The sequence below is a fragment of the Citrobacter sp. On2M genome (assembly GCF_018035235.1).
In the GTDB taxonomy this organism is placed as follows: domain Bacteria; phylum Pseudomonadota; class Gammaproteobacteria; order Enterobacterales; family Enterobacteriaceae; genus Citrobacter; species Citrobacter meridianamericanus.
Genome location: NZ_WPCV01000005.1, coordinates 106,415 through 124,556, shown reverse-complemented (window position 1 = coordinate 124,556; position 18,142 = coordinate 106,415). Strand labels below are relative to the sequence as shown.

The 18,142-nt window shown below is 48.3% G+C and carries 16 protein-coding genes; 13 read left to right on the top strand and 3 right to left on the bottom strand.

Going from position 1 to position 18,142, the window contains the following annotated elements:
- Positions 1–6: 6 nt before the first annotated feature.
- Positions 7–441 (bottom strand): tripartite tricarboxylate transporter TctB family protein, encoded by a 435-nt coding sequence (locus On2M_RS18535; protein WP_087050849.1) that lies wholly within the window; start codon positions 439–441, stop codon positions 7–9.
- A gap of 14 nt (positions 442–455) precedes the next feature.
- Positions 456–1,433, bottom strand: coding sequence for a tripartite tricarboxylate transporter substrate binding protein (locus On2M_RS18530; RefSeq protein WP_210905294.1), 978 nt, complete (start codon positions 1,431–1,433; stop codon positions 456–458).
- Positions 1,434–1,585: 152 nt separating this feature from the next.
- Here On2M_RS18530 and tctD point away from each other — a divergent pair, with 152 nt between their 5' ends.
- Positions 1,586–2,260 (top strand): transcriptional regulator TctD, encoded by a 675-nt coding sequence (gene tctD, locus On2M_RS18525; protein WP_003826032.1) that lies wholly within the window; start codon positions 1,586–1,588, stop codon positions 2,258–2,260.
- Complete coding sequence (locus tag On2M_RS18520; protein ID WP_210905293.1) at positions 2,247–3,689, top strand: sensor histidine kinase; 1,443 nt, start codon at positions 2,247–2,249, stop codon at positions 3,687–3,689. The genes tctD and On2M_RS18520 overlap by 14 nt, the downstream gene beginning before the upstream one ends.
- A gap of 73 nt (positions 3,690–3,762) precedes the next feature.
- On the opposite strand, the gene On2M_RS18515 is transcribed toward On2M_RS18520, so the two are convergent.
- Positions 3,763–3,969 carry a fimbria/pilus periplasmic chaperone gene (locus On2M_RS18515; RefSeq protein ID WP_247605045.1) on the bottom strand — a complete coding sequence of 69 codons (207 nt, stop codon included), beginning with the start codon at positions 3,967–3,969 and terminating at the stop codon, positions 3,763–3,765.
- 1,013 nt (positions 3,970–4,982) lie between these two features.
- Between On2M_RS18515 and On2M_RS18510 the strand changes: the two genes are divergently transcribed.
- The 11 genes from On2M_RS18510 to On2M_RS18460 are packed head-to-tail and all read left to right on the top strand — an operon-like array spanning position 4,983 to position 18,106.
- Positions 4,983–6,398: an undecaprenyl-phosphate glucose phosphotransferase gene (locus tag On2M_RS18510; RefSeq protein ID WP_151218158.1), complete on the top strand. Its 1,416-nt coding sequence runs from the start codon at positions 4,983–4,985 to the stop codon at positions 6,396–6,398.
- Positions 6,388–7,674, top strand: a complete 1,287-nt coding sequence (locus tag On2M_RS18505) for an outer membrane beta-barrel protein (RefSeq protein ID WP_210905292.1) — start codon at positions 6,388–6,390, stop codon at positions 7,672–7,674. Before On2M_RS18510 ends, On2M_RS18505 begins: the two co-directional genes overlap by 11 nt.
- Position 7,675: 1 nt before the next feature.
- Positions 7,676–8,233 (top strand): polysaccharide biosynthesis/export family protein, encoded by a 558-nt coding sequence (locus tag On2M_RS18500; RefSeq protein WP_151218156.1) that lies wholly within the window; start codon positions 7,676–7,678, stop codon positions 8,231–8,233.
- 2 nt (positions 8,234–8,235) lie between these two features.
- A complete protein-coding gene (locus tag On2M_RS18495) occupies positions 8,236–10,365 on the top strand; it encodes a tyrosine-protein kinase domain-containing protein (protein WP_187253081.1) in 2,130 nt (709 codons plus the stop codon).
- A complete protein-coding gene (locus On2M_RS18490) occupies positions 10,362–11,573 on the top strand; it encodes an oligosaccharide flippase family protein (protein ID WP_210905291.1) in 1,212 nt (403 codons plus the stop codon). Before On2M_RS18495 ends, On2M_RS18490 begins: the two co-directional genes overlap by 4 nt.
- Complete coding sequence (locus tag On2M_RS18485; RefSeq protein WP_151218154.1) at positions 11,570–12,940, top strand: capsular biosynthesis protein; 1,371 nt, start codon at positions 11,570–11,572, stop codon at positions 12,938–12,940. Before On2M_RS18490 ends, On2M_RS18485 begins: the two co-directional genes overlap by 4 nt.
- Before the next feature lie 4 nt (positions 12,941–12,944).
- Entirely contained in the window at positions 12,945–13,934 is a 990-nt protein-coding gene (locus tag On2M_RS18480) for a glycosyltransferase (protein ID WP_151218153.1), read from the top strand.
- A gap of 14 nt (positions 13,935–13,948) precedes the next feature.
- A complete protein-coding gene (locus On2M_RS18475; RefSeq protein ID WP_151224223.1) occupies positions 13,949–15,160 on the top strand; it encodes a glycosyltransferase family 4 protein in 1,212 nt (403 codons plus the stop codon).
- 1 nt (position 15,161) lies between these two features.
- Positions 15,162–16,274, top strand: coding sequence for a glycosyltransferase family 4 protein (locus On2M_RS18470; RefSeq protein WP_187253078.1), 1,113 nt, complete (start codon positions 15,162–15,164; stop codon positions 16,272–16,274).
- Positions 16,275–16,276: 2 nt separating this feature from the next.
- Entirely contained in the window at positions 16,277–16,684 is a 408-nt protein-coding gene (locus On2M_RS18465) for a hypothetical protein (RefSeq protein ID WP_151218151.1), read from the top strand.
- A gap of 30 nt (positions 16,685–16,714) precedes the next feature.
- Positions 16,715–18,106, top strand: a complete 1,392-nt coding sequence (locus On2M_RS18460; RefSeq protein WP_210905290.1) for a DUF4832 domain-containing protein — start codon at positions 16,715–16,717, stop codon at positions 18,104–18,106.
- Positions 18,107–18,142 lie beyond the last annotated feature (36 nt).

Genomic DNA, 18,142 nt, shown 5'->3' with positions numbered 1-18,142 from the left:
TCTCCGTTAACCCAGCCAGGCGCCGAGAGGTAAGGTGACGTCAAGCAGGCGGTCAAAGGCATACCACAGCAGAATGCCGAGCACCGCGCCCGAAATACCCGCAGCCGGAATGGTTGCGCCGAACAGCATGCCAATCACTACGGTGAGAATGGCGGTGGCGATGGGAAAACCGAGCCATTCGAAACCCCAGGCGTACATCAACAGCACAATTACCATCGTCAGCAGCTTTTGCAGCACGTGACGGCGGGGCCAACTGATAGTGTCGGGATGGCGCAACAGCAGCGCCACGGCACAGACCAGCATCAGACTGATAATGCCAAGCGGAAAGGGACGCGGCCCAACTGGCTCATAGCTATATTCGCTGGTGATTTGCCAGGCCACGAACAGCCCGGCTATACAGAGCAACAGCCAGATACCTGCAAAAATACGATCGCTCATCATCTTTGCCTCTGTGCTTATTTCGCCAGACCGAAGGCTTTCGCCTGCTCACGATAATCCGTGACCTGCTTCTTCACGTACTCGTCGAGCTGCTTCCCGCTCATGTTGAACTCGAACAGGCCACGGAGATCGCGCTGCTTTTTAAACTCATCGGTTTGCTGGAGTTTGTTAAAGGCATCGACCCACCACTGATACTCGGCGTCGCTGACTTTTGGCCCAACGTAGAAACCACGGATGATCGGCCACACGAGGTCATAGCCTTGCTCTTTGGCGGTGGGGACGTTGGCTAACTGGCCCGGCAGACGTTGATCGGAGAACACCGCGAGCACGCGGATTTTGTCGCCGTTGAGATACGGCACCATCTCACTGAGATCGCCGGAAACTACCTGAACGTGATTCCCCATCAGCGCGGTAACCGGTTCGCCGCCGCCTTCAAAGGCGACGTAGCGCATTTTGTGCGGATCGACGTTTGCTTTTTGCGCCAGTAGCGCCGACTTCATCCAGTCCTGACTACCAATAGAAGCTCCCGCGCCAATCACCACGCTGTTGGGATCTTTCTCCATCGCCGTCAGCAGGTCTTTCAGCGTTTTCCACGGTGAGTCCTGGCGTACGGCAATCATGCCGTAGTCAGTGCCTACGCTTGCCAACCAGCGGACATCATCCACGCCGTAGCGACCAAACTTGCCTTGTGACAGGTTCAGCAGCGAGCCGCCGGAGAAGGCAACGACGGTACCCGCTTCGGCAGGACGTTGCGCGACGATAGCGTTATATGCCACAGCTCCCACGCCACCGGGCATGTAGGTTACGCGCATCGGTTTTTCGATAGCGCCGGTTTCCATCATGCTCACCTGAATCAACTTACAGGTGAGATCAAAACCACCGCCGGGTTTAGCAGGGGCGATACATTCCGTGCGCGATGGCGCTTGTTCCGCCAGAACAGAGGTACTCATCAATAACATGCTTACAGTAAGGGTACGAAGTAATTGTTTTTTCATTATTTATCCTCACGCCGGATGACCGGATTTCAGGTACGGAAGATTATTTTTGTGATTATGTGAGCCGATGTGTAGCAGTTCGGTTGCATGATTGTTAAAACATTAACCTTTCAATTCCCTTTCAATGCGGCAGAAACTTTACAGGATGTGATATGCGTCTCTTATTAGCGGAGGATAATCGTGAGTTAGCTCACTGGCTGGAGAAAGCGCTGGTGCAAAACGGTTTTGCCGTCGACTGCGTTTTTGATGGCCTGGCGGCCGATCACCTTTTACATAGTGAAACGTACGCGTTGGCGGTGCTGGACATCAATATGCCGGGGTTGGATGGCCTTGAAGTCGTTCAGCGTCTGCGCAAACGCGGGCAGACGCTTCCCGTTCTGCTGCTGACGGCGCGCAGCGCGGTGGCCGATCGGGTGAAAGGATTGAACGTTGGGGCCGATGATTATCTGGCAAAGCCGTTTGAAATCGAGGAACTGGATGCCCGGCTGCGGGCCCTGCTACGGCGCAGTGCGGGGCAGGTACAAGGTATACAGCAATTAGGGGAACTGGCGTTTCACGATGAAGGCTATTTTCTCTTGCAGGGGCAACCGCTGGCACTCACCCCGCGCGAACAGGCATTGCTTACGGTGCTGATGTATCGTCGATTGCGACCGGTTTCGCGTCAGCAGTTATTTGAACAGGTCTTCAGTCTAAGCGATGAGGTCAGCCCTGAAAGCATTGAGCTGTACATCCATCGTCTGCGTAAAAAGCTACAGGGAAGCGATGTGCGTATTGCCACGCTACGCGGCCTGGGCTATGTGCTGGAGCGCAGCGATGAAGTGGGTTAAACCCCAATCGTTGTATCTGCAACTGCTGATGTTTCTGGGCCTGCCGCTCCTGTTGTTGTGGGGGCTGTCGGCATTTAATAGCTATGTCAGCGCGCTACAGGCGGCGACGCAGGCGTATGACCGGACGTTGCTCTCGTCTGCCAGAACTGTCTCCGAGCGGCTGGTAGTACGCAATAAACAGTTGGAAGTGAATGTGCCGTGGGTGGTACTGGACAGCTTTGAACTGAATATGAACGACAGATTGTATTACAAGGTGGTCGATCCAGCGGGGAAGGTTATCTCTGGTTATGACGATTTACCTGCGATGCCGCCAGCAACTTCGCGCACGCGGCTTTATCCGGCGCTGGCGTGGTTTTATCACACTGAATATCGTGGCGAGGCCATTCGCGTAGCGCGCCTGCTGCAGCCCGTCAATGAGGGCGGTATTGTCGGCATGGCTGAGATTTATGTCGCCGAAACGCTGCAATCGCGACGTTATCTGGCGCGGCAGCTGTTGTTTTCATCGTGGGTTTCGCAAGGGCTGCTGGTGCTGCTCACGCTGGTGCTGGTTGGCTGGCTGCTGCGCCGGGTATTACGCCCGATGCGCCAGCTGTCTTCGCTGATGGTGCGTCGTGAGCCGGGGCTGCTGACGCCGCTGCCGGAGCTGTTGCCGTGGTCGGAAACCCGCCTGTTGATCGTGGCATTCAACCGCTATCTGGACCGACTTCGCGGCCTGATCTCTCGCCAGGAGCGCTTCAGTGCGGATGCTTCCCATCAGCTTAAAACGCCGCTGGCAGTGCTGAAAACTCAGGCGGCGGTGGCTCTGGCCAGTCAGCAACCGCAGCAGTGGTATGAGAGTTTACAGGCTATGAGTACCACGCTGGATAACACCATTCAACTGACTGAAAGGCTGTTACAGCTGTCGGCGGTGAAGCGTAAAGAGCAAGGAGAAAGGCACTTTTCACCGGTTAATTTGTATGAGGTAGTGCAAACCAGCTGTTTCACGCGACTGGCGCAGGCGCGCAGTAAAGGGATCGATCTGGGCTATGAAGGGGAACAGGACGCGGTGTGGGTTGAGGGCGATGAAGTCCTGCTCGGGGAACTGTGCGGAAATCTGCTGGATAACGCACTGAAATACACGCCGCCGCATGGCGTAGTGACTGCCCGACTGCGGCGAGAGGGAGAAGCAGTGGTATTTGTGGTTGAAGATAGCGGGCCAGGCATTGATGAACAAATGGTGCATCAGGCGCTGCTCCCGTTTCATCGCCTGGATAACGTCGGCAATGTTCCCGGGGCAGGAATCGGTCTGGCGCTGGTCAATGACATTGCTCGTCTGCACCGCACGCACCCGAAGCTATCACGGAGTGAAGCACTAGGTGGGTTAAGCGTACGGATGCGTTTTTTATGTCTGGAGCGAGAAGAACAGGGGCGCCCTGCGCCCGTTATTTAAAGGTCATCGTCGCATTGACTAGCCCGTAATACGGCTGACTTATGGCCGTCGAGTTTCAGAATTGGTGGCGTAATTAACATTGCAAGTTAGCTGGCGTCTCAACGGGATTACCCTTATCCAGCCACGTCTGTACCATATCTGGCTTGTCTGTATTATTGTTGACGTCAAACATCGCCACTTTATCATTCTCATTATAAATAATGCGAATTTGCCTCAAGTTAATTGCGCTGTGTGTGGTGCTAACGACGCACAGCAACAGATAAAAGGATACTTTATTCATCAGGTGTACTTTCCAGACTCAGGGAACAGTGCCATCCATAGCATCAACGTCCGTTATTCGCTGCTGCGCCAGTATTCGCGACAAGCAAAGCGACCAGCATACTGCTGATGAGTAAAGTTTTTTTCATCATAACTCCGTTAAATTTATTATTTACCCAGAAGATTACTTGTCAGAGGCACAAATTCAGCTGGAGTACATCAACGTCAAAAAATGATGTAGGGCTTCATTTGAAATGAAACGATTAACGTGCGTAAATCGCTCAGCAAGTCATCCGCTGCGGATGCTATTTATTTGCGATAAGTAAGTAAACTAAATTTTTTGAAATGATTAAGTAGCTTTATGAGGCTTTTGTATATATGCCTTAACAAAGGTGTGTAAAAATTTATTGGAGTGGTTTGCTCTATTTTTAACAAGTTTTTAATGTTGTCATTTATTCTCTTTTGTTTATTTTCATAAACATGTTGATGAGTGCTGAAAATTCTGGTGTTAAAGGTGTTTGCACGCAGAATGTTGACATTAGTGATATGTAATACATATTTTTAGTATGGGTAATGATAACGTTGCTAATTATTATGCTGTGAATGTATTGCTATGTTCTTTTTATAACGAATATTATTAATATAATTAATGATTATCTCTGTCGTTCACCGGGGCTTTTGCTGCAGGGCGTAACACTGTCAGGGTTGGAAGAAGTGTTACTGCTTGTAAGGTTAACCTGTTGTCAGGTGGCATCACTTGATTCTATCTGCTCATAGCTTATGGGTTGTGATCTGTCAATGGCAATTATGTTGCAATTAGCCATATTTTTATATGATACAATCAAAAATAAACGTCAATAAATGCTTAATTTAATCAATATGTTAAGTTTATGTGGTGCGAAACTCATCACATTGTATTACATTGTTTTTTACATTTACTGACAGTGTGCCATTGCGTTTTTTAGACTTGTGATATAATTAGCAACATTAAATGGGAAAAAAATGATTAAAGATCAATAAATAATAGGCTGAGCTATGCTTAAAAACTCGCTAAAGATTAGCAGCCAGGGATATCCAGTCTTTCTAAAACTGGTCGATTTCATTGTTATCAATGCGACGTTAATCTTTAGCGCCCATCTGCTGGGAGTGGAGCCCTTTAACACTATTGCCATCCTGAGCATTCTGTTCTCAGTTTTTTATTTGCTATTTGCTGAATACATCAAAATGTATCAGCAAAAGATTAAAACAATCGGTCTGCGAAACCAAAAACGGTTGGTTGTTTGTACGCTTCTGGCCATTTTTTGTAACGAGCTGGTCACTGTCGCCGTGGCTGAACCTGAATCGCTCGGAGCCTTAGACCGACTGCCTGCGCCTTTTTATTCAGCGATTATTTACTGGTACTTCATTCCATTACCTTTTCTTTATTACATTCGCTTTTTCATTTTTAAATATTCAACGAAAAAGAGTATGCGCGTAGCGATTATTGGTCTGACTGACAATGGTCTGGCCGCAGAAAACGCGTTAATGAACGAATACGCCAACATCACATTAGATTTGTCATTTTATGATGAGCGCGCCTTATCCCGTTGTGGAGATATCGTTGATAAAGTCAAAAGCCCCTTTCGTGGCCCGGTGATTAATCTGGTCGAGGAAGCCAGGCAGGGCAATATCGACGAAATCTATATCGCTTTACCGATGGTGGCCTTGCACCGTATTCGTCATTTCCTGGCGATGATGTCAGACACCACCGTCGATACCTATATTGTCCCGGATTTCTATACCTACAGTAACAACATGTCCAAGTTGCGCTCCATCCACAATCTGCAAACTATCGGTATCTTTAGTTCGCCGTTTGAAGGGGCGGGGTCGTTTATTAAGCGAGCGGAAGATCTGGTGCTGGGCAGCATCATTATGGTGATGATTTCTTCACTGATGTTGGCAATAGCCATTGGTATTAAACTCACTTCCCGCGGGCCGGTATTTTTCAAACAAGATAGGTATGGCCTGAGTGGGCAAAAAATTAAGGTCTGGAAGTTTCGCTCGATGCGTGTGATGGAGAACGCCGATACGGTTATTCAGGCGACAAAAAACGATCCACGTGTAACGAAATTCGGGAGTTTCTTGCGCCGTACCTCGCTTGATGAACTCCCGCAATTTATTAACGTATTGCAGGGAAGTATGTCGATTGTCGGCCCCAGACCCCATGCGGTTACGCATAATGAGCAGTACCGCAAACAGGTCGAAAATTACATGATCCGCCATAAAGTGAAGCCTGGGATCACTGGGCTTGCACAGATCAACGGTTTCCGCGGGGAAATCGATGCGCTTTATAAGATGGAAAAACGGGTTCAGTACGATATTGAGTACATTCAAAACTGGTCGTTATGGCTGGATATCAAAATCATCATTAAAACTATTTTCAAAGGATTTGTCGGTAAGAATGCATACTAAATTGATAGTGATTACCGGAATCGTGATATCGCAGCCCGCATGGGCTGATTTAACCCCGAAATCACACATTGGCTTTGCGGGAATCGACTTCCAGGGCAAGGTCGCTGTGGATTATGGTTATAATGATAACGTTTCTTATCAGCCACATAGCAGCGATGCTATCGGCTCCTCGTTTCAGAGCGCAGCGCCTGTACTGAGTATGATCGGAGAGCGCGATCAGGATAAGTATTTACTGATGTACTCCGGAGATTATCGTAACTACTCCAGTGATTCCGCTGATAACTATAACGATCATTTTTTCCGTTTTAACGGTGCCTGGCGGTACGGGCTCAAGCATGGTCTAACCCTCAATCTGGAAGATACGCTTGGGCATGAATCCCGTGGCCGCGGTATTACCGAGGGTTTTCTCCCGGGCCAATTCGAGCAGTATGGGATTACATCTCCACTGACGACGAATTTTATCAACAGTGAATTGCGTTACAGTTACGGCGCACCTGATGGGCGTGGGAAAGCTGAACTGGCGTTGTTGTATAAAAAACTCACTTTCGGCAACACGTCTGATGTACGGGACAGCAGTGACGATTTCTACAATTATATTCAGGAACAGGAATGGCACGAAAATAGCCTGGTGGCAGAAATTTTTGACCAGTACACATCCAGGACGCGCTTTCGCTATAGCTTTATTACTAACCAACGTCACTATGATAACAACTCAGAAAAAGACACAAATGAGTATTATTTACTGTATGGCCTGAAATCGCAGTTAACGGGGAAAACCAATGTCGACATGAATATTTCATGGTTGTACAAGACATTTGAAAACAGTGCCAACTCGCAGGATTTTAATGGTCTAAACTGGGACATAAAAGGAGAGTGGAAACCGTTACAACAGTCTGTATTCACCGTCCACTCGGCGCAAAGCATTAAAGACCCATCGGAAGTTGGGGGATATATTTTAGTGACCCAGTATGGTCTTTCTTACCAGCATTTCTGGTTAGGCAACCGTTTTTCTACCTTACTGGATTACTCATTTACCTCGGAAGATTATAAAAAACAGAATAAGGATCGACATGATAAAGATGGAGTATTTAGCGTAACCATGAGCTATGACTACACGCCGTCGGTTAATTTTGAGATTAAATATCAAATAGATACATTGAATTCGAATAAGGATACTGACTCGTTTTATATCGGTCCCAACGACAATCAGGAAGTCATTAGAACGTTGGGTTATGATAATTCTATGATTATGCTTAAAGCTAAGGTTCAGATCTAAAATGAAAATAATAGAACTGTGCGCGGTTTTGCTATTCAGTATCCTGATGGTCGGATGCACAACGTCCAGCCCGAGATTAATGGACGATCCTGCTGCTGTTCAGCAGGATTACCGGCTTGGCGCGGGGGATACTGTCAATATCGCTGTTCATGGCCAACCCGATATGACGATGCGGTTTATTTTGGATAAGAGTGGCGAGATTAATTTCCCATTCGTGGGTGCTCTTAAATTAAACGATAAAACCGTCGATCAGGTGACTAAAGAATTAACTCAGCGTCTGACTGGAGATTATTTTACCACTCCGATGGTGACAGTGAGTATTGCCGAGTTCCGTAAATACTATGTTTCTGGCGAGGTGAAAAGTCCGAATGGATACGCCTATGAGCCAGGTCTTACCGTCGAGAAGTCTATTGCGCAGGCGGGGGGGTTTACAGACCGTGCAGACCGTCAAGATATCAACATTCGCCTGTCGGGTAGCAATCAGCTGCTTGAGAATGTCGATTTAACGCACTCTGTTCATCCTGGGGATGTCGTGATTATTGGCATGGGGTTCTTCTAACGATGAAACTATCTATAGTGGAAAACGGCAAAAAACGAGAAAGCACTGTCGAATTCTCCCGCTTTGCTAAAGAGTTGAAAAAGAACGCCTGGAAAATCGCGCTAGCCGGTATCGTTGCCGGGGTCGTTGCTTATCCGTTAATCAGCATGATGTCCTCAAAGTATGTGTCAACGGCAACGGTGCTGATTAAGGCGCAGGCCGATAACGTTTCTCCGTTTCCACAGGTTGATGGTTTCGATTCAACGCGCAGTGGTTACTATGAAACGCAATACGCGTTGATGCATTCACGGATTGTGCTCGAGCAAGCCGTTCGCGATATGAAGCTGGATGAGAACCCAGAATTTATCGGGGAAAAAACCGATGCTCAAGGGGCGGATAGCAGTGAAAGTCGGCAACTGAGAATAGAGCAGGCGCTGAAAACGTTGTCGAAAAACCTGAATGTCATTGGTATTCGTACAACGAACCTGGCCTCGATTACCTATGAATCGACTTCGCCTCAGGTTGCGGCGCACATCGCCAACGGTGTCGCGCAGGCTTTCATCAACTATACGGTGGAGCAAAAGCGTCTGAAAGTGGAGCAAGCCCGCAAACTGAATTATGAAAAAATGGAAGAAATTCAGAAGTCGATAGCGAAGCAAAAAGAAGATATGGAGAGTTATCTGAAAAATGCCGGGCTGCTGACCTTTCGCGGTATTGATGGTTTTGAAACCGAGCAGTTAAGTATCGTGACCAATCGCCTGGCCGATGCGACTCAGCGTCGTGTTGCCGCGGAATCTGTCTATAACGAGGTGAACGGGGGAGGGAAGTCCGCTGAGAGTGTTATCTCGCTACCTTCGGTCTCTAACCACGCCCAGATTCAGGATTTACGCATTGCGTTAATTCAGGCGCAGCGTACGTTGTCTGAATTGCGCAAAGTCTATGGGCCAAAAAACCCGGCCATTTTAAAAGCAGAAGCTGATGTGCAGTCGATCCAAAGCCAAACGGGACGGGTGTTGGGTGAACTGAAAGTGGGTTTACGCCAGCAATATCTGGCGGCGCTTGCGGATGAAAAGAACTACCAGCAACAATTGGCTGAGCAGAAAGCGATCTTCCAGAAAATGGCGTCAAAACGGGATGCCTGGAACAGCCAAAAACTGGCGTTAGATAAAATGGAAGATCTGTACAAATCGCTTTATCAGCGTACTCAGGAGCTGTCGCTCTCCGGCGTGAATGCTGATGCGGTGTTATACGATCCGGCTGTTCCAGCATTGAAACCGGCGAAGCCGAATAAATCACTGCTGTTGGTGATGGTGGTCATGCTGGTGGTGGTGTTCAGCATCATGTATTTCATTGTCAAAGCGGCGATGGATAACTCAATCGGTACGTTGAGTCGTATGAGAAAACGCCTGAACGTTGTACCGCTTGGTGAAATCCGTCGTTTTAGTGGGATCTCTGGGCGCGCGCAGGTGCGTGACATGATCCTGAAGAACCCGCTGAATGCCGATATTGTGCACGGTATCCGTACCCGGATTATGCTCGATAACCGGTCATTACAGACGCTCATCGTGGCGTCAACGGAGCACGGTGAAGGACGTTCTCTGCTGGCGAGTTTGTTGGCGAACTCCTTTAGTTTCGATCAGAAAACTCTGCTTATTGATGCGGATTTCTTTAATACTGATGGGCTCTCTTCTGAACTGGCGTCGGCAACATCCGCAGGTCTGGCGGAACTGTTGCGCGGGGAGACTGAGCTTAAACAGGCGCGGATTACGCTCAGTGATAATCTCGATTTTATTCCGCACGGCAAGAGCGCAATCTCTTCTTTACTGATGCTGTCGTCGGGTCACGTTGAGCCTTTAATGCGCGAGCTGAAATCGCACTATCAGCGCATCATTATTGATGTCGCAGCTGTGAATCAGAGTCAGGATGTTCAACTGATTAAACGCGCCGTTGATGGGGTGATTTTCGTCGTGAAAGCTGGGGCGGGGTCCGCCGGGCAAATCGCCAACGCGCTGGATAAGTTGGAGGAAAATAACGGCGCGGTTATTGGCGCGGTACTCAATGCGGTTGAAGAAAAAGATCTTGAGACGCAAGAAGGTTTACGTTCACTCAACTTCAGTACCGATCAACTGATGACCACGCCAGGCCGCGTATGAGTCTACTGAAGAGCGCTTCCACGATAGCCGGTTCATCAGTCATTTCGCAATTGATTGGTGCGCTGTCTATCTGGTTGATTTCACACAAGTATGATATGGCGGAGGTGGGGTTGTATGCGCTCAACTACAGTATCGCCGTGGTGGGCGCTCAGGTATGTACCTTTGCATCACAGCTGTTAATTCCGAAACAACAGGAAGAAGAACTGGTGCAGAACGTCGTGTTCTGTCTGATCCAAAGCACGATTATTGCCTTACCGTACGCCGTAGTGACCGCATGGTTGTTTCACCAGAATATCCTGTTTCTCTATTTGCTGACGCTGGCAACGGCGTGGGTTTTAATCTCAGAGAACCTGTCTCTACGCACGGCTAACTTTCGTTTTCTGATTTTCCAACGCATTTCTGTCTCGGTAGTGGTATTCCTTTCGGTACTGGTGACGCACCATGTGCAGCTGTTTTATTGGGCATGGGCGTGCGCGACAATGGCACTGACCGTCAGCTGCATTTTGCATTCGTTTGACGTTCGTTCGGTAGCAATTCAACATTTGCGGCCTACCAGTAATTGGCATTTTTTCAAACAGAATATTCATCACATTACCAAAGTCGGCAGCGCGGAGGTGTTGGCGATGGCCAGCAGCAATTTACCGATTATGCTGATTAACTTTTGGTTCTCCGCGCTGACGGCGGGTTATTTTTCCGTGGTTAGCCGCTTCTGTCTTGCGCCGGTGGTGATCATCGGAAACGCGGTGCGCAATACTATTTTTTCCAAGTGGTCTATCGACTTCAGAAATAACACCTTTAATTATCAGGAATATACCAGGGTACGGATGCTGTTGTTGTTACTGGGGGTTATCTGTACCCTCGGGGTGTTTATTTTCTATCCGATAGTAATGCGGCTGGGCTTCAGCGAAGACTGGATTAACTCCATTGAGACTTCACGCTACATGTTGCCCTATTTATTCCCAGCGCTGGCGATAAGCCCCCTAACGGTGATCGAGCTTATTTTTGGCTCTCACCGCTACTTTCTGCGCATCCAACTGGAACAGCTGGTGATTGTGTTATTCGCTTTTGTCGTCGTCCCTTATTTTTATAAAGACTACGCCACGTCGGTCATTCTGTTTTCTTCCCTGACATTTATTCGCTACGCCTTCATTTATCTGAAAATGAATAAGCGAGCCAATCTTCTGAAAGACAAGCCGGTGATACTATGACGCTGAATACCGGATACTATTTACAGGTTTATACTTTTGTCACGCTGATTCTGTGTGGTCTGGTGCAATACTTTACCGGCTTGCAGTCGGTGCTGTGGATCCCCTTTTTCCTGACCCTGTTGATGGTGGGATTGTTGGTGATGCAGACGCGCGATGGCTCCCTGCAACTGGACGCGCAGGAAACGATTGTGCTGGCGCTGTACTTCTCGTTTCTTATTTTGGCCGGAACATCAACGCTGATTCAGGGCGGGATTACCGTTGCGATTGTGGCATTCAAAAACGAAATCGCATTGTCGTTGGTGATGATCTGCTTGCTGCTGGGATTTTGTCGGGAATCGCAGATTTATCGTGTTACACGCTTTCTGTACTGGGTGTTTTACGCGCAGATCCCGGTAATGATTTATCAGGTTTTACTGGTCGTTCCCCAGCGCGTCGCGGTGCGTGGAGAAGATGAGAAATGGGATTCCGTGGTTGGTACGTTCGGCGGAGATCCCATGGGGGGCGGTAATACTGCCGCAATGGGCCTGTTTTGCCTGTTGATTATGTTGTTAAAAGTTTCTGAGTATAAGCACGGGCTGACCACGTTTAAATCCATGGCCTTGCATATCGTTCTTGGGATCGGGTTATGCATTATGGGTGAAGTGAAGTTCGTTATACTACTTTCACCAATATTCCTCGCGTGGGTGTGGATCTCCCCGAGCTATGTCAAAGACGTGAGTAAGGTTAATCTAAAGACATTGCTGATTATTGTCGCAGGAATGCTGTTGCTCGTTAGTCTGTCGATAGTGATCCTTGCGTACTATTATTCTTCCGCGTTTGGCGGCGATCCGTCGAAAAGCGCGTTGAGCATTTTTATTGACTCCTTAAGCTATATCTTTGATCCGAACTACATTATGTCTACCGGGGAGTTAGGGCGTTTTACGACCTTCCTGTTCTGGTTGAAAAATAACGATTTGTGGGGACTTACAGGAACGTTATTTGGCTACGGACTCAATGCCACTAACAGCGGTAGTACGGTATCGCCGGGCTTTTTGAATATTATCTATAACTTAATCCTCGACTCGACTTCTCTGAGTATGCTGCTGTGGGAGGTCGGCGTTATCGGCACGTTGCTTTTTATTAGCTTGTTCATTTATATCCTGAAAGTTTGTCAGCCAAAGCCATTACTGACACTTGCACAGCTGGACCAGCAGGATCTCCAGTTGCTGAGTTTTGCACCAGCGTTTAACGCTTTTGCTATCAGTTGCTTAATCAGCTTACCTTACAGTCAGATACTGATGATTATACCGATGTTACAATTCCTGTTCTATTTATCACTAGGATCGAGTTTGGTGATTCGTCGAACCGTCCTTCGCTGCGTAGGGTAATTGTATGGACTATAAACCGTTTATTTCAGTGAGTATTAAAACGCTCAATGAATCTGAATGTATTGAGAAAACGATTGACAGTATCCGTAAGCAGCTTGTTGATTATCCACACAAAATTATTGTGGCCGACAGTCTTTCAACGGATAACACCCAACAGCTTGCGATCGATAAAGGGGCGACCGTAGTGTCATTAACTAACCCAAACGATCGTTGCTGCGGCGTCGGGCATCAGTTGGGTTATCTTTATAGTGAAGGGGAATATCTGTTGCTGATGGATGGCGACATGGAGTTGGAAGAGGGCTTTGTGGATCAGGCCGTCGCGTTCTTGCAGGCTGAGCCGGAATATGCAGGCGTCGCGGGAACCGTTGAAATGGACGATGCCGTTAACTATGAGTTTAAATCGCGTAAGCAGCGAATAAATAAGATTTATCCCCTGGGGGATAGCGACCATTTAGGCGGTGGCGGATTATATCGCCGCTCGGCGATAGAGAAAATTGGTTATCTTACCAACCGTAATTTGCATGCTTATGAGGAAGCCGAACTGGGTCTGCGTTTACTTGATGCGGGTTATAAATTGCGCCGTCTGAATATTCCGTATTTTATTCATACTTCGCATACCATGCCGACCTTTCAGTTGCTGAAGCACCGCTGGACAAGCGGATACTATCAGGCTCCTGGCGAGCTTCTACGCTGCGCCTGGGGAAAACCTTATTTCAGTAAAGCGTTAAAAATGGTTAAGAACGAGGCGATTTTTGCTGTTTACCTGATTGCCTTGTTCATTGCGGCAGTGACCTTCAATCTAGAGCTTTTCGATATTGCATTTCTTCCGTTGCTTGTCTTTGTTGTCTTGAAAACCGTGCAGAACCGATCGTTATTAAACGGATTACAGAGCGTAATGAATCTGGCCGTGCTTTCTGCGGGGCTTGTTAAAGGGTTGACTAAACCGATACGCGATCCGTTGACTCCGCCTGACAGTAAAATCATTCATGAATAACCAAGGCTGGCGCAATGAAAGTTTTATTAGTGAATAAGTTTTTTTTCATTAAAGGCGGCGCGGAAACGGTTTATTTTCAAGAGCGCGATATGCTGAAACAGGCCGGAGTGCAGGTTATTGATTTCTCTATGCAGCATGAGAACAATTTCCCTTCGGACTATGCGGATTATTTCGTCAACAATGTGGATTATCATAAAGAAAGTAATCTGCTGGGCGGGCTCAAAACGGCGGTTAACTTTATTCATAATTCCCAGGCCTGCAAAAAGATGCTGGCGTTATTACAAAAAGAGCGTCCGGATATTGTTCACTTTCATAATATTTACCATCAGTTAACGCCGGCATTGATTAAAGTAGCGCGCAATTTTGGCTGCAAAACGGTGCTGACCGCGCATGACTACAAGATCGTCTGTCCCGCCTATTCGATGCTGCGCGATGGCAAAGTGTGTGATTCTTGTATTACCGGGACGGTTTTCAATGCCTTCAGGTATCGTTGTCAGGAAGGTTCCGCCTCAAAAAGCTTACTGCTCTCTTTAGAGGCGACCTGGCAGTATATTGCGCAAAATTACCAGGCGCTGGATGTGATCGTTTCGCCAAGCGTCTTTTTACGCGGCGTATTGCTACGTAAGCTGCCGAACTCTCGCATTGATGTCATCGTTAATGGCGTTGATGATAGCCGTCCCTTGGGTGAGATAAGCGATGAGGGCTATATGCTTTACTTCGGTCGCCTGAGCCGTGAAAAGGGAGTGGCAACGTTGTTGGCGGCGCATCAGAAAATGCAGAATAAAGCGCCGCTGAAAATTGTGGGCCACGGCCCGTTGCACGACGAATTGGTTGCCCAATACCCGGATGTTGAGTTTTTAGGTTATGTGCAACAAGGGGAGGCTCTCGACAAACTTATCAAGCATGCGCGGGCGGTGATCCTTCCTTCTGAATGCTATGAAAACTGTTCGATGGCGATATTAGAGGCGATGTCCTTGGGCAAGCCGGTGATCGGGTCGCGCATCGGCGGCATCCCGGAACAAATTCGTGACGGTATTGAAGGGATTTTATTTGAACCTGGCAATGCGCAGGAGTTGGCAAATGGGATGGACGCCCTGGCCGACTCGCCAGAAAAGGCGCGGACTATGGGGCTGCAGGGTCGTGCGCGGTTGAGTGAGAAATATGCGTTGAGTAAACATATGGATACCCTACAGGCGCTGTATAAAGAATTGCTGAGCAGGCCATAGCATGAGTAAAAAAATAACGGTTTTTGGTACGCGTGGAATTCCTGATGTATTGGGCGGTGTGGAGACACATTGCCAAAATCTTTATCCAGCCATTAAACAGCAGTTTGACGTTGATATATGTGTGATTGCTCGCTCGCCGTATGTAAATTACAAACGTTCGATCTATAAGAAGGTCGAAACTTACGCGCTGTGGGCTCCCAAAAAGCGTTCGCTGGAAGCGATTGTCCATTCCGTTTTAGCGGCGTTCAGGACAAGTATCGACCATTCGGATATTGTGCATGTCCATGCTATTGGACCTGGCCTTGTGATCCCATTACTACGCATGTTAGGCAAAAAGGTGGTTTTCACCCACCATGGGCCCGATTACGATCGTCAGAAGTGGGGATTCGTTGCCAAAAAAATATTGTTGCTGGGCGAACGTTGGGCAGTGCGATATGCCAACGAAGTGATTGTGATCTCTGAAGTCATTAATCAACTGATCCAGAAAAAACACGGTCGCTATGATGCGCATTTAATTCACAATGGCGTCAATGAGCCGCGGTTGTTATCTGAACAGACCATCGACAATACGCTCTCCCGCTTTGGGCTACAGCCGAAAAATTACCTTGTGGTGGTTGGGCGGTTTGTGGAAGAAAAAGGGATGCATGATGCCATCGCCGCCTATCAGTGCAGCGGTTTGACCATGCCGTTGGTGCTAATTGGCGATGCGGATCATCCAACCGAATACAGCATTCGCCTCAAAAAGCTTGCCGCAGATACACCAGGCGTTGTGATGACTGGTTTTTTACGCGGTGATGAGCTGCAGGCGGTGTTTTCGCAGGCCCGGCTGTTTGTGATGCCTTCATACCATGAAGGTTTGCCCATTGCGCTGCTGGAAGCGATGTCATTTTCTCTTCCTGCCGTCGTCAGTGATATTCCGGCAAACCTCGAAGTTCAACTTCCCGCCGAGGCCTATTTTAAGGTCGGAGATGTGGTTAGTCTTGCCGAGAAATTAACCCAGTGGGCGCCAACCCATAGTGTGGACTATCGTGTATATTTACAACACTATAACTGGCATGAAATCGCCAAAAAGACGGTTAACGTCTATCACTCAATTAATAAAGATATAGGTTAATTTTGACCAGTTATCAAAACCGTCCCCCTGTCATCGAACGATTTTATACTCATCTTGATGAGACGATTGCGCAGGAATTGACCCCTGAACAGAAAGAAGGGGTGGAAAATGCGATTCTGGCCTCGACTCTGGCTTCGCGGCATCAGATCGATATTCGGCGAAGTTTTCCCTTTTTCAGTAAGCGTTATTATCTGGTTTTTTTGTTTGGCAGAGATTTACGCCGCCAGCACCGCCAGGAATCGACCCTGTCGAGAATGTTGCTCACTTTTTTGCTGCTGATTGCCGTGCTGTTCGTTACCTGCTGCGTATTGTTGACGCTGTATATGATCAAATCCGCGTTAGGTATTGATGTGTTCCAAAATTTTCACGTAGGTATCTGGGATTGGTGGTTAAGTCTGAAAAACCACTAGCGTTAACAAACCTGTGGAGGCATTACTGCGATGAAGTGTAAATGGGTTTCTGCGCTGTTGTTAATGTCCTTTCCGTTAACGGTCATCTCCGCATTAACGACCGTAACCCCCAAAGCATTAACTGGCCCGCTGACCAATCCGGGGATCGGCGTGGCAAGTTTTCATCAGGGATACGGTGAAACGCTGGGTCTGGCTGATTACCCCAATACCGGGTTTGAATACGACCGGTTTTACTGGCAAGAACTGGAACCTGTTGAAGGTCAGTATAATTTTGCGCTGGTGGATGCTGCCTTCAAATACGCGGCGGTACATCGTCCTGCGATGAACGTCGGGTTACGGTTTATGGCGCTAGCCGACCCAGGGGACGGTTCAAAAATTCCCGACTGGCTAATTAAAAAAGGCGTGAAAGGTACGTGGACACCCGATAATAAAACATTTATTCCGGATTTAGATGACCCTCTGTTTATTGAATATAGCCAGCGTCTGCTGAACGCATTCGGAAAACGCTACGACGGTAATGAGAATCTCGCTTTTGTCGATATAGGCATGGTGGGGGCCTGGGGAGAGTGGCATAACAGCAATTTCCCTAATCTGCAGCCACTATTGGAGCGATACACCACGGCGCAGTTGGACCGCTATGTTGCAATGCATTTTTCCGCCTTCCCCTCGACCCCGAAAATTATGTTGATGAGCGGTGGACAAAGCCTGGCGAATGCGGTGGCGCGAGGGGCGGGATGGCGGGCGGACTGCTGGGGTGATCTGCGTGTATTTTCAGAAAACTGGAACCATATGGCCGATGATTACCCGCAGCGATTACTGGCAGCACAGCAGAGTTATGCAGGGTTTAACGATGCCTGGAAACGTGCGCCGGTCAGTCTGGAAATCTGTTCATATATGCAAGACTGGAAGAATACTTTTCATTATACGCGTGCCGAAGTGCAGGGTATTTTTGACTGGGCGGTCAAGCAGCACGCCAGCACCATCAACCTGAAATCGAGAACGATCCCAAGCGATTATCGACCGATTGTCGACGATGCGCTGACCAAACTGGGCTATCGGTATCGCTTAGCGTCTCTGAGTCATGAATCAGTGTGGGACGGTGGACCAACGCTGGTATTAAACAGTATCTGGTATAACGAGGGTAACGCACCGATTTATCTGCCCTACACGTTGGCATTTCGTGTGGTGGATAGCGCTAATAAGGTCGTTGCGCAGGGGAATGCGGCGGATGATATACGGCACTGGTTGCCTGGAAAGTATCAGGTCAGCTATGCGTTGCCCATCCCGGGACAACTCGCGAAAGGTCAATACGCGATTGAGGTCGCGATACTGGATAAATCCGGCGCGGCACGAATTAACTTTGCTAACGAAGGGAAGCAGAGCAGCGGCTGGTATCGCGTATCAACGATTACTGCACGCTAGCCCGTTACGACAACGAGCCTGACCGTCAGGCTCGTT

Excerpts from the sequence above, each read along its gene's own strand:
- On2M_RS18485 (WP_151218154.1), top strand. The coding sequence starts at position 11,570 with ATGACGCTGAATACCGGATACTATTTACAGGTTTATACTTTTGTCACG.
- On2M_RS18495 (WP_187253081.1), top strand. The coding sequence starts at position 8,236 with ATGAAACTATCTATAGTGGAAAACGGCAAAAAACGAGAAAGCACTGTC.
- On2M_RS18515 (WP_247605045.1), bottom strand. The coding sequence starts at position 3,969 with ATGAATAAAGTATCCTTTTATCTGTTGCTGTGCGTCGTTAGCACCACA.
- On2M_RS18505 (WP_210905292.1), top strand. The coding sequence starts at position 6,388 with ATGCATACTAAATTGATAGTGATTACCGGAATCGTGATATCGCAGCCC.
- On2M_RS18530 (WP_210905294.1), bottom strand. The coding sequence starts at position 1,433 with ATGAAAAAACAATTACTTCGTACCCTTACTGTAAGCATGTTATTGATG.
- On2M_RS18520 (WP_210905293.1), top strand. The coding sequence starts at position 2,247 with ATGAAGTGGGTTAAACCCCAATCGTTGTATCTGCAACTGCTGATGTTT.
- On2M_RS18475 (WP_151224223.1), top strand. The coding sequence starts at position 13,949 with ATGAAAGTTTTATTAGTGAATAAGTTTTTTTTCATTAAAGGCGGCGCG.
- On2M_RS18470 (WP_187253078.1), top strand. The coding sequence starts at position 15,162 with ATGAGTAAAAAAATAACGGTTTTTGGTACGCGTGGAATTCCTGATGTA.
- On2M_RS18500 (WP_151218156.1), top strand. The coding sequence starts at position 7,676 with ATGAAAATAATAGAACTGTGCGCGGTTTTGCTATTCAGTATCCTGATG.
- tctD (WP_003826032.1), top strand. The coding sequence starts at position 1,586 with ATGCGTCTCTTATTAGCGGAGGATAATCGTGAGTTAGCTCACTGGCTG.
- On2M_RS18510 (WP_151218158.1), top strand. The coding sequence starts at position 4,983 with ATGCTTAAAAACTCGCTAAAGATTAGCAGCCAGGGATATCCAGTCTTT.
- On2M_RS18480 (WP_151218153.1), top strand. The coding sequence starts at position 12,945 with ATGGACTATAAACCGTTTATTTCAGTGAGTATTAAAACGCTCAATGAA.
- On2M_RS18535 (WP_087050849.1), bottom strand. The coding sequence starts at position 441 with ATGATGAGCGATCGTATTTTTGCAGGTATCTGGCTGTTGCTCTGTATA.
- On2M_RS18460 (WP_210905290.1), top strand. The coding sequence starts at position 16,715 with ATGAAGTGTAAATGGGTTTCTGCGCTGTTGTTAATGTCCTTTCCGTTA.
- On2M_RS18490 (WP_210905291.1), top strand. The coding sequence starts at position 10,362 with ATGAGTCTACTGAAGAGCGCTTCCACGATAGCCGGTTCATCAGTCATT.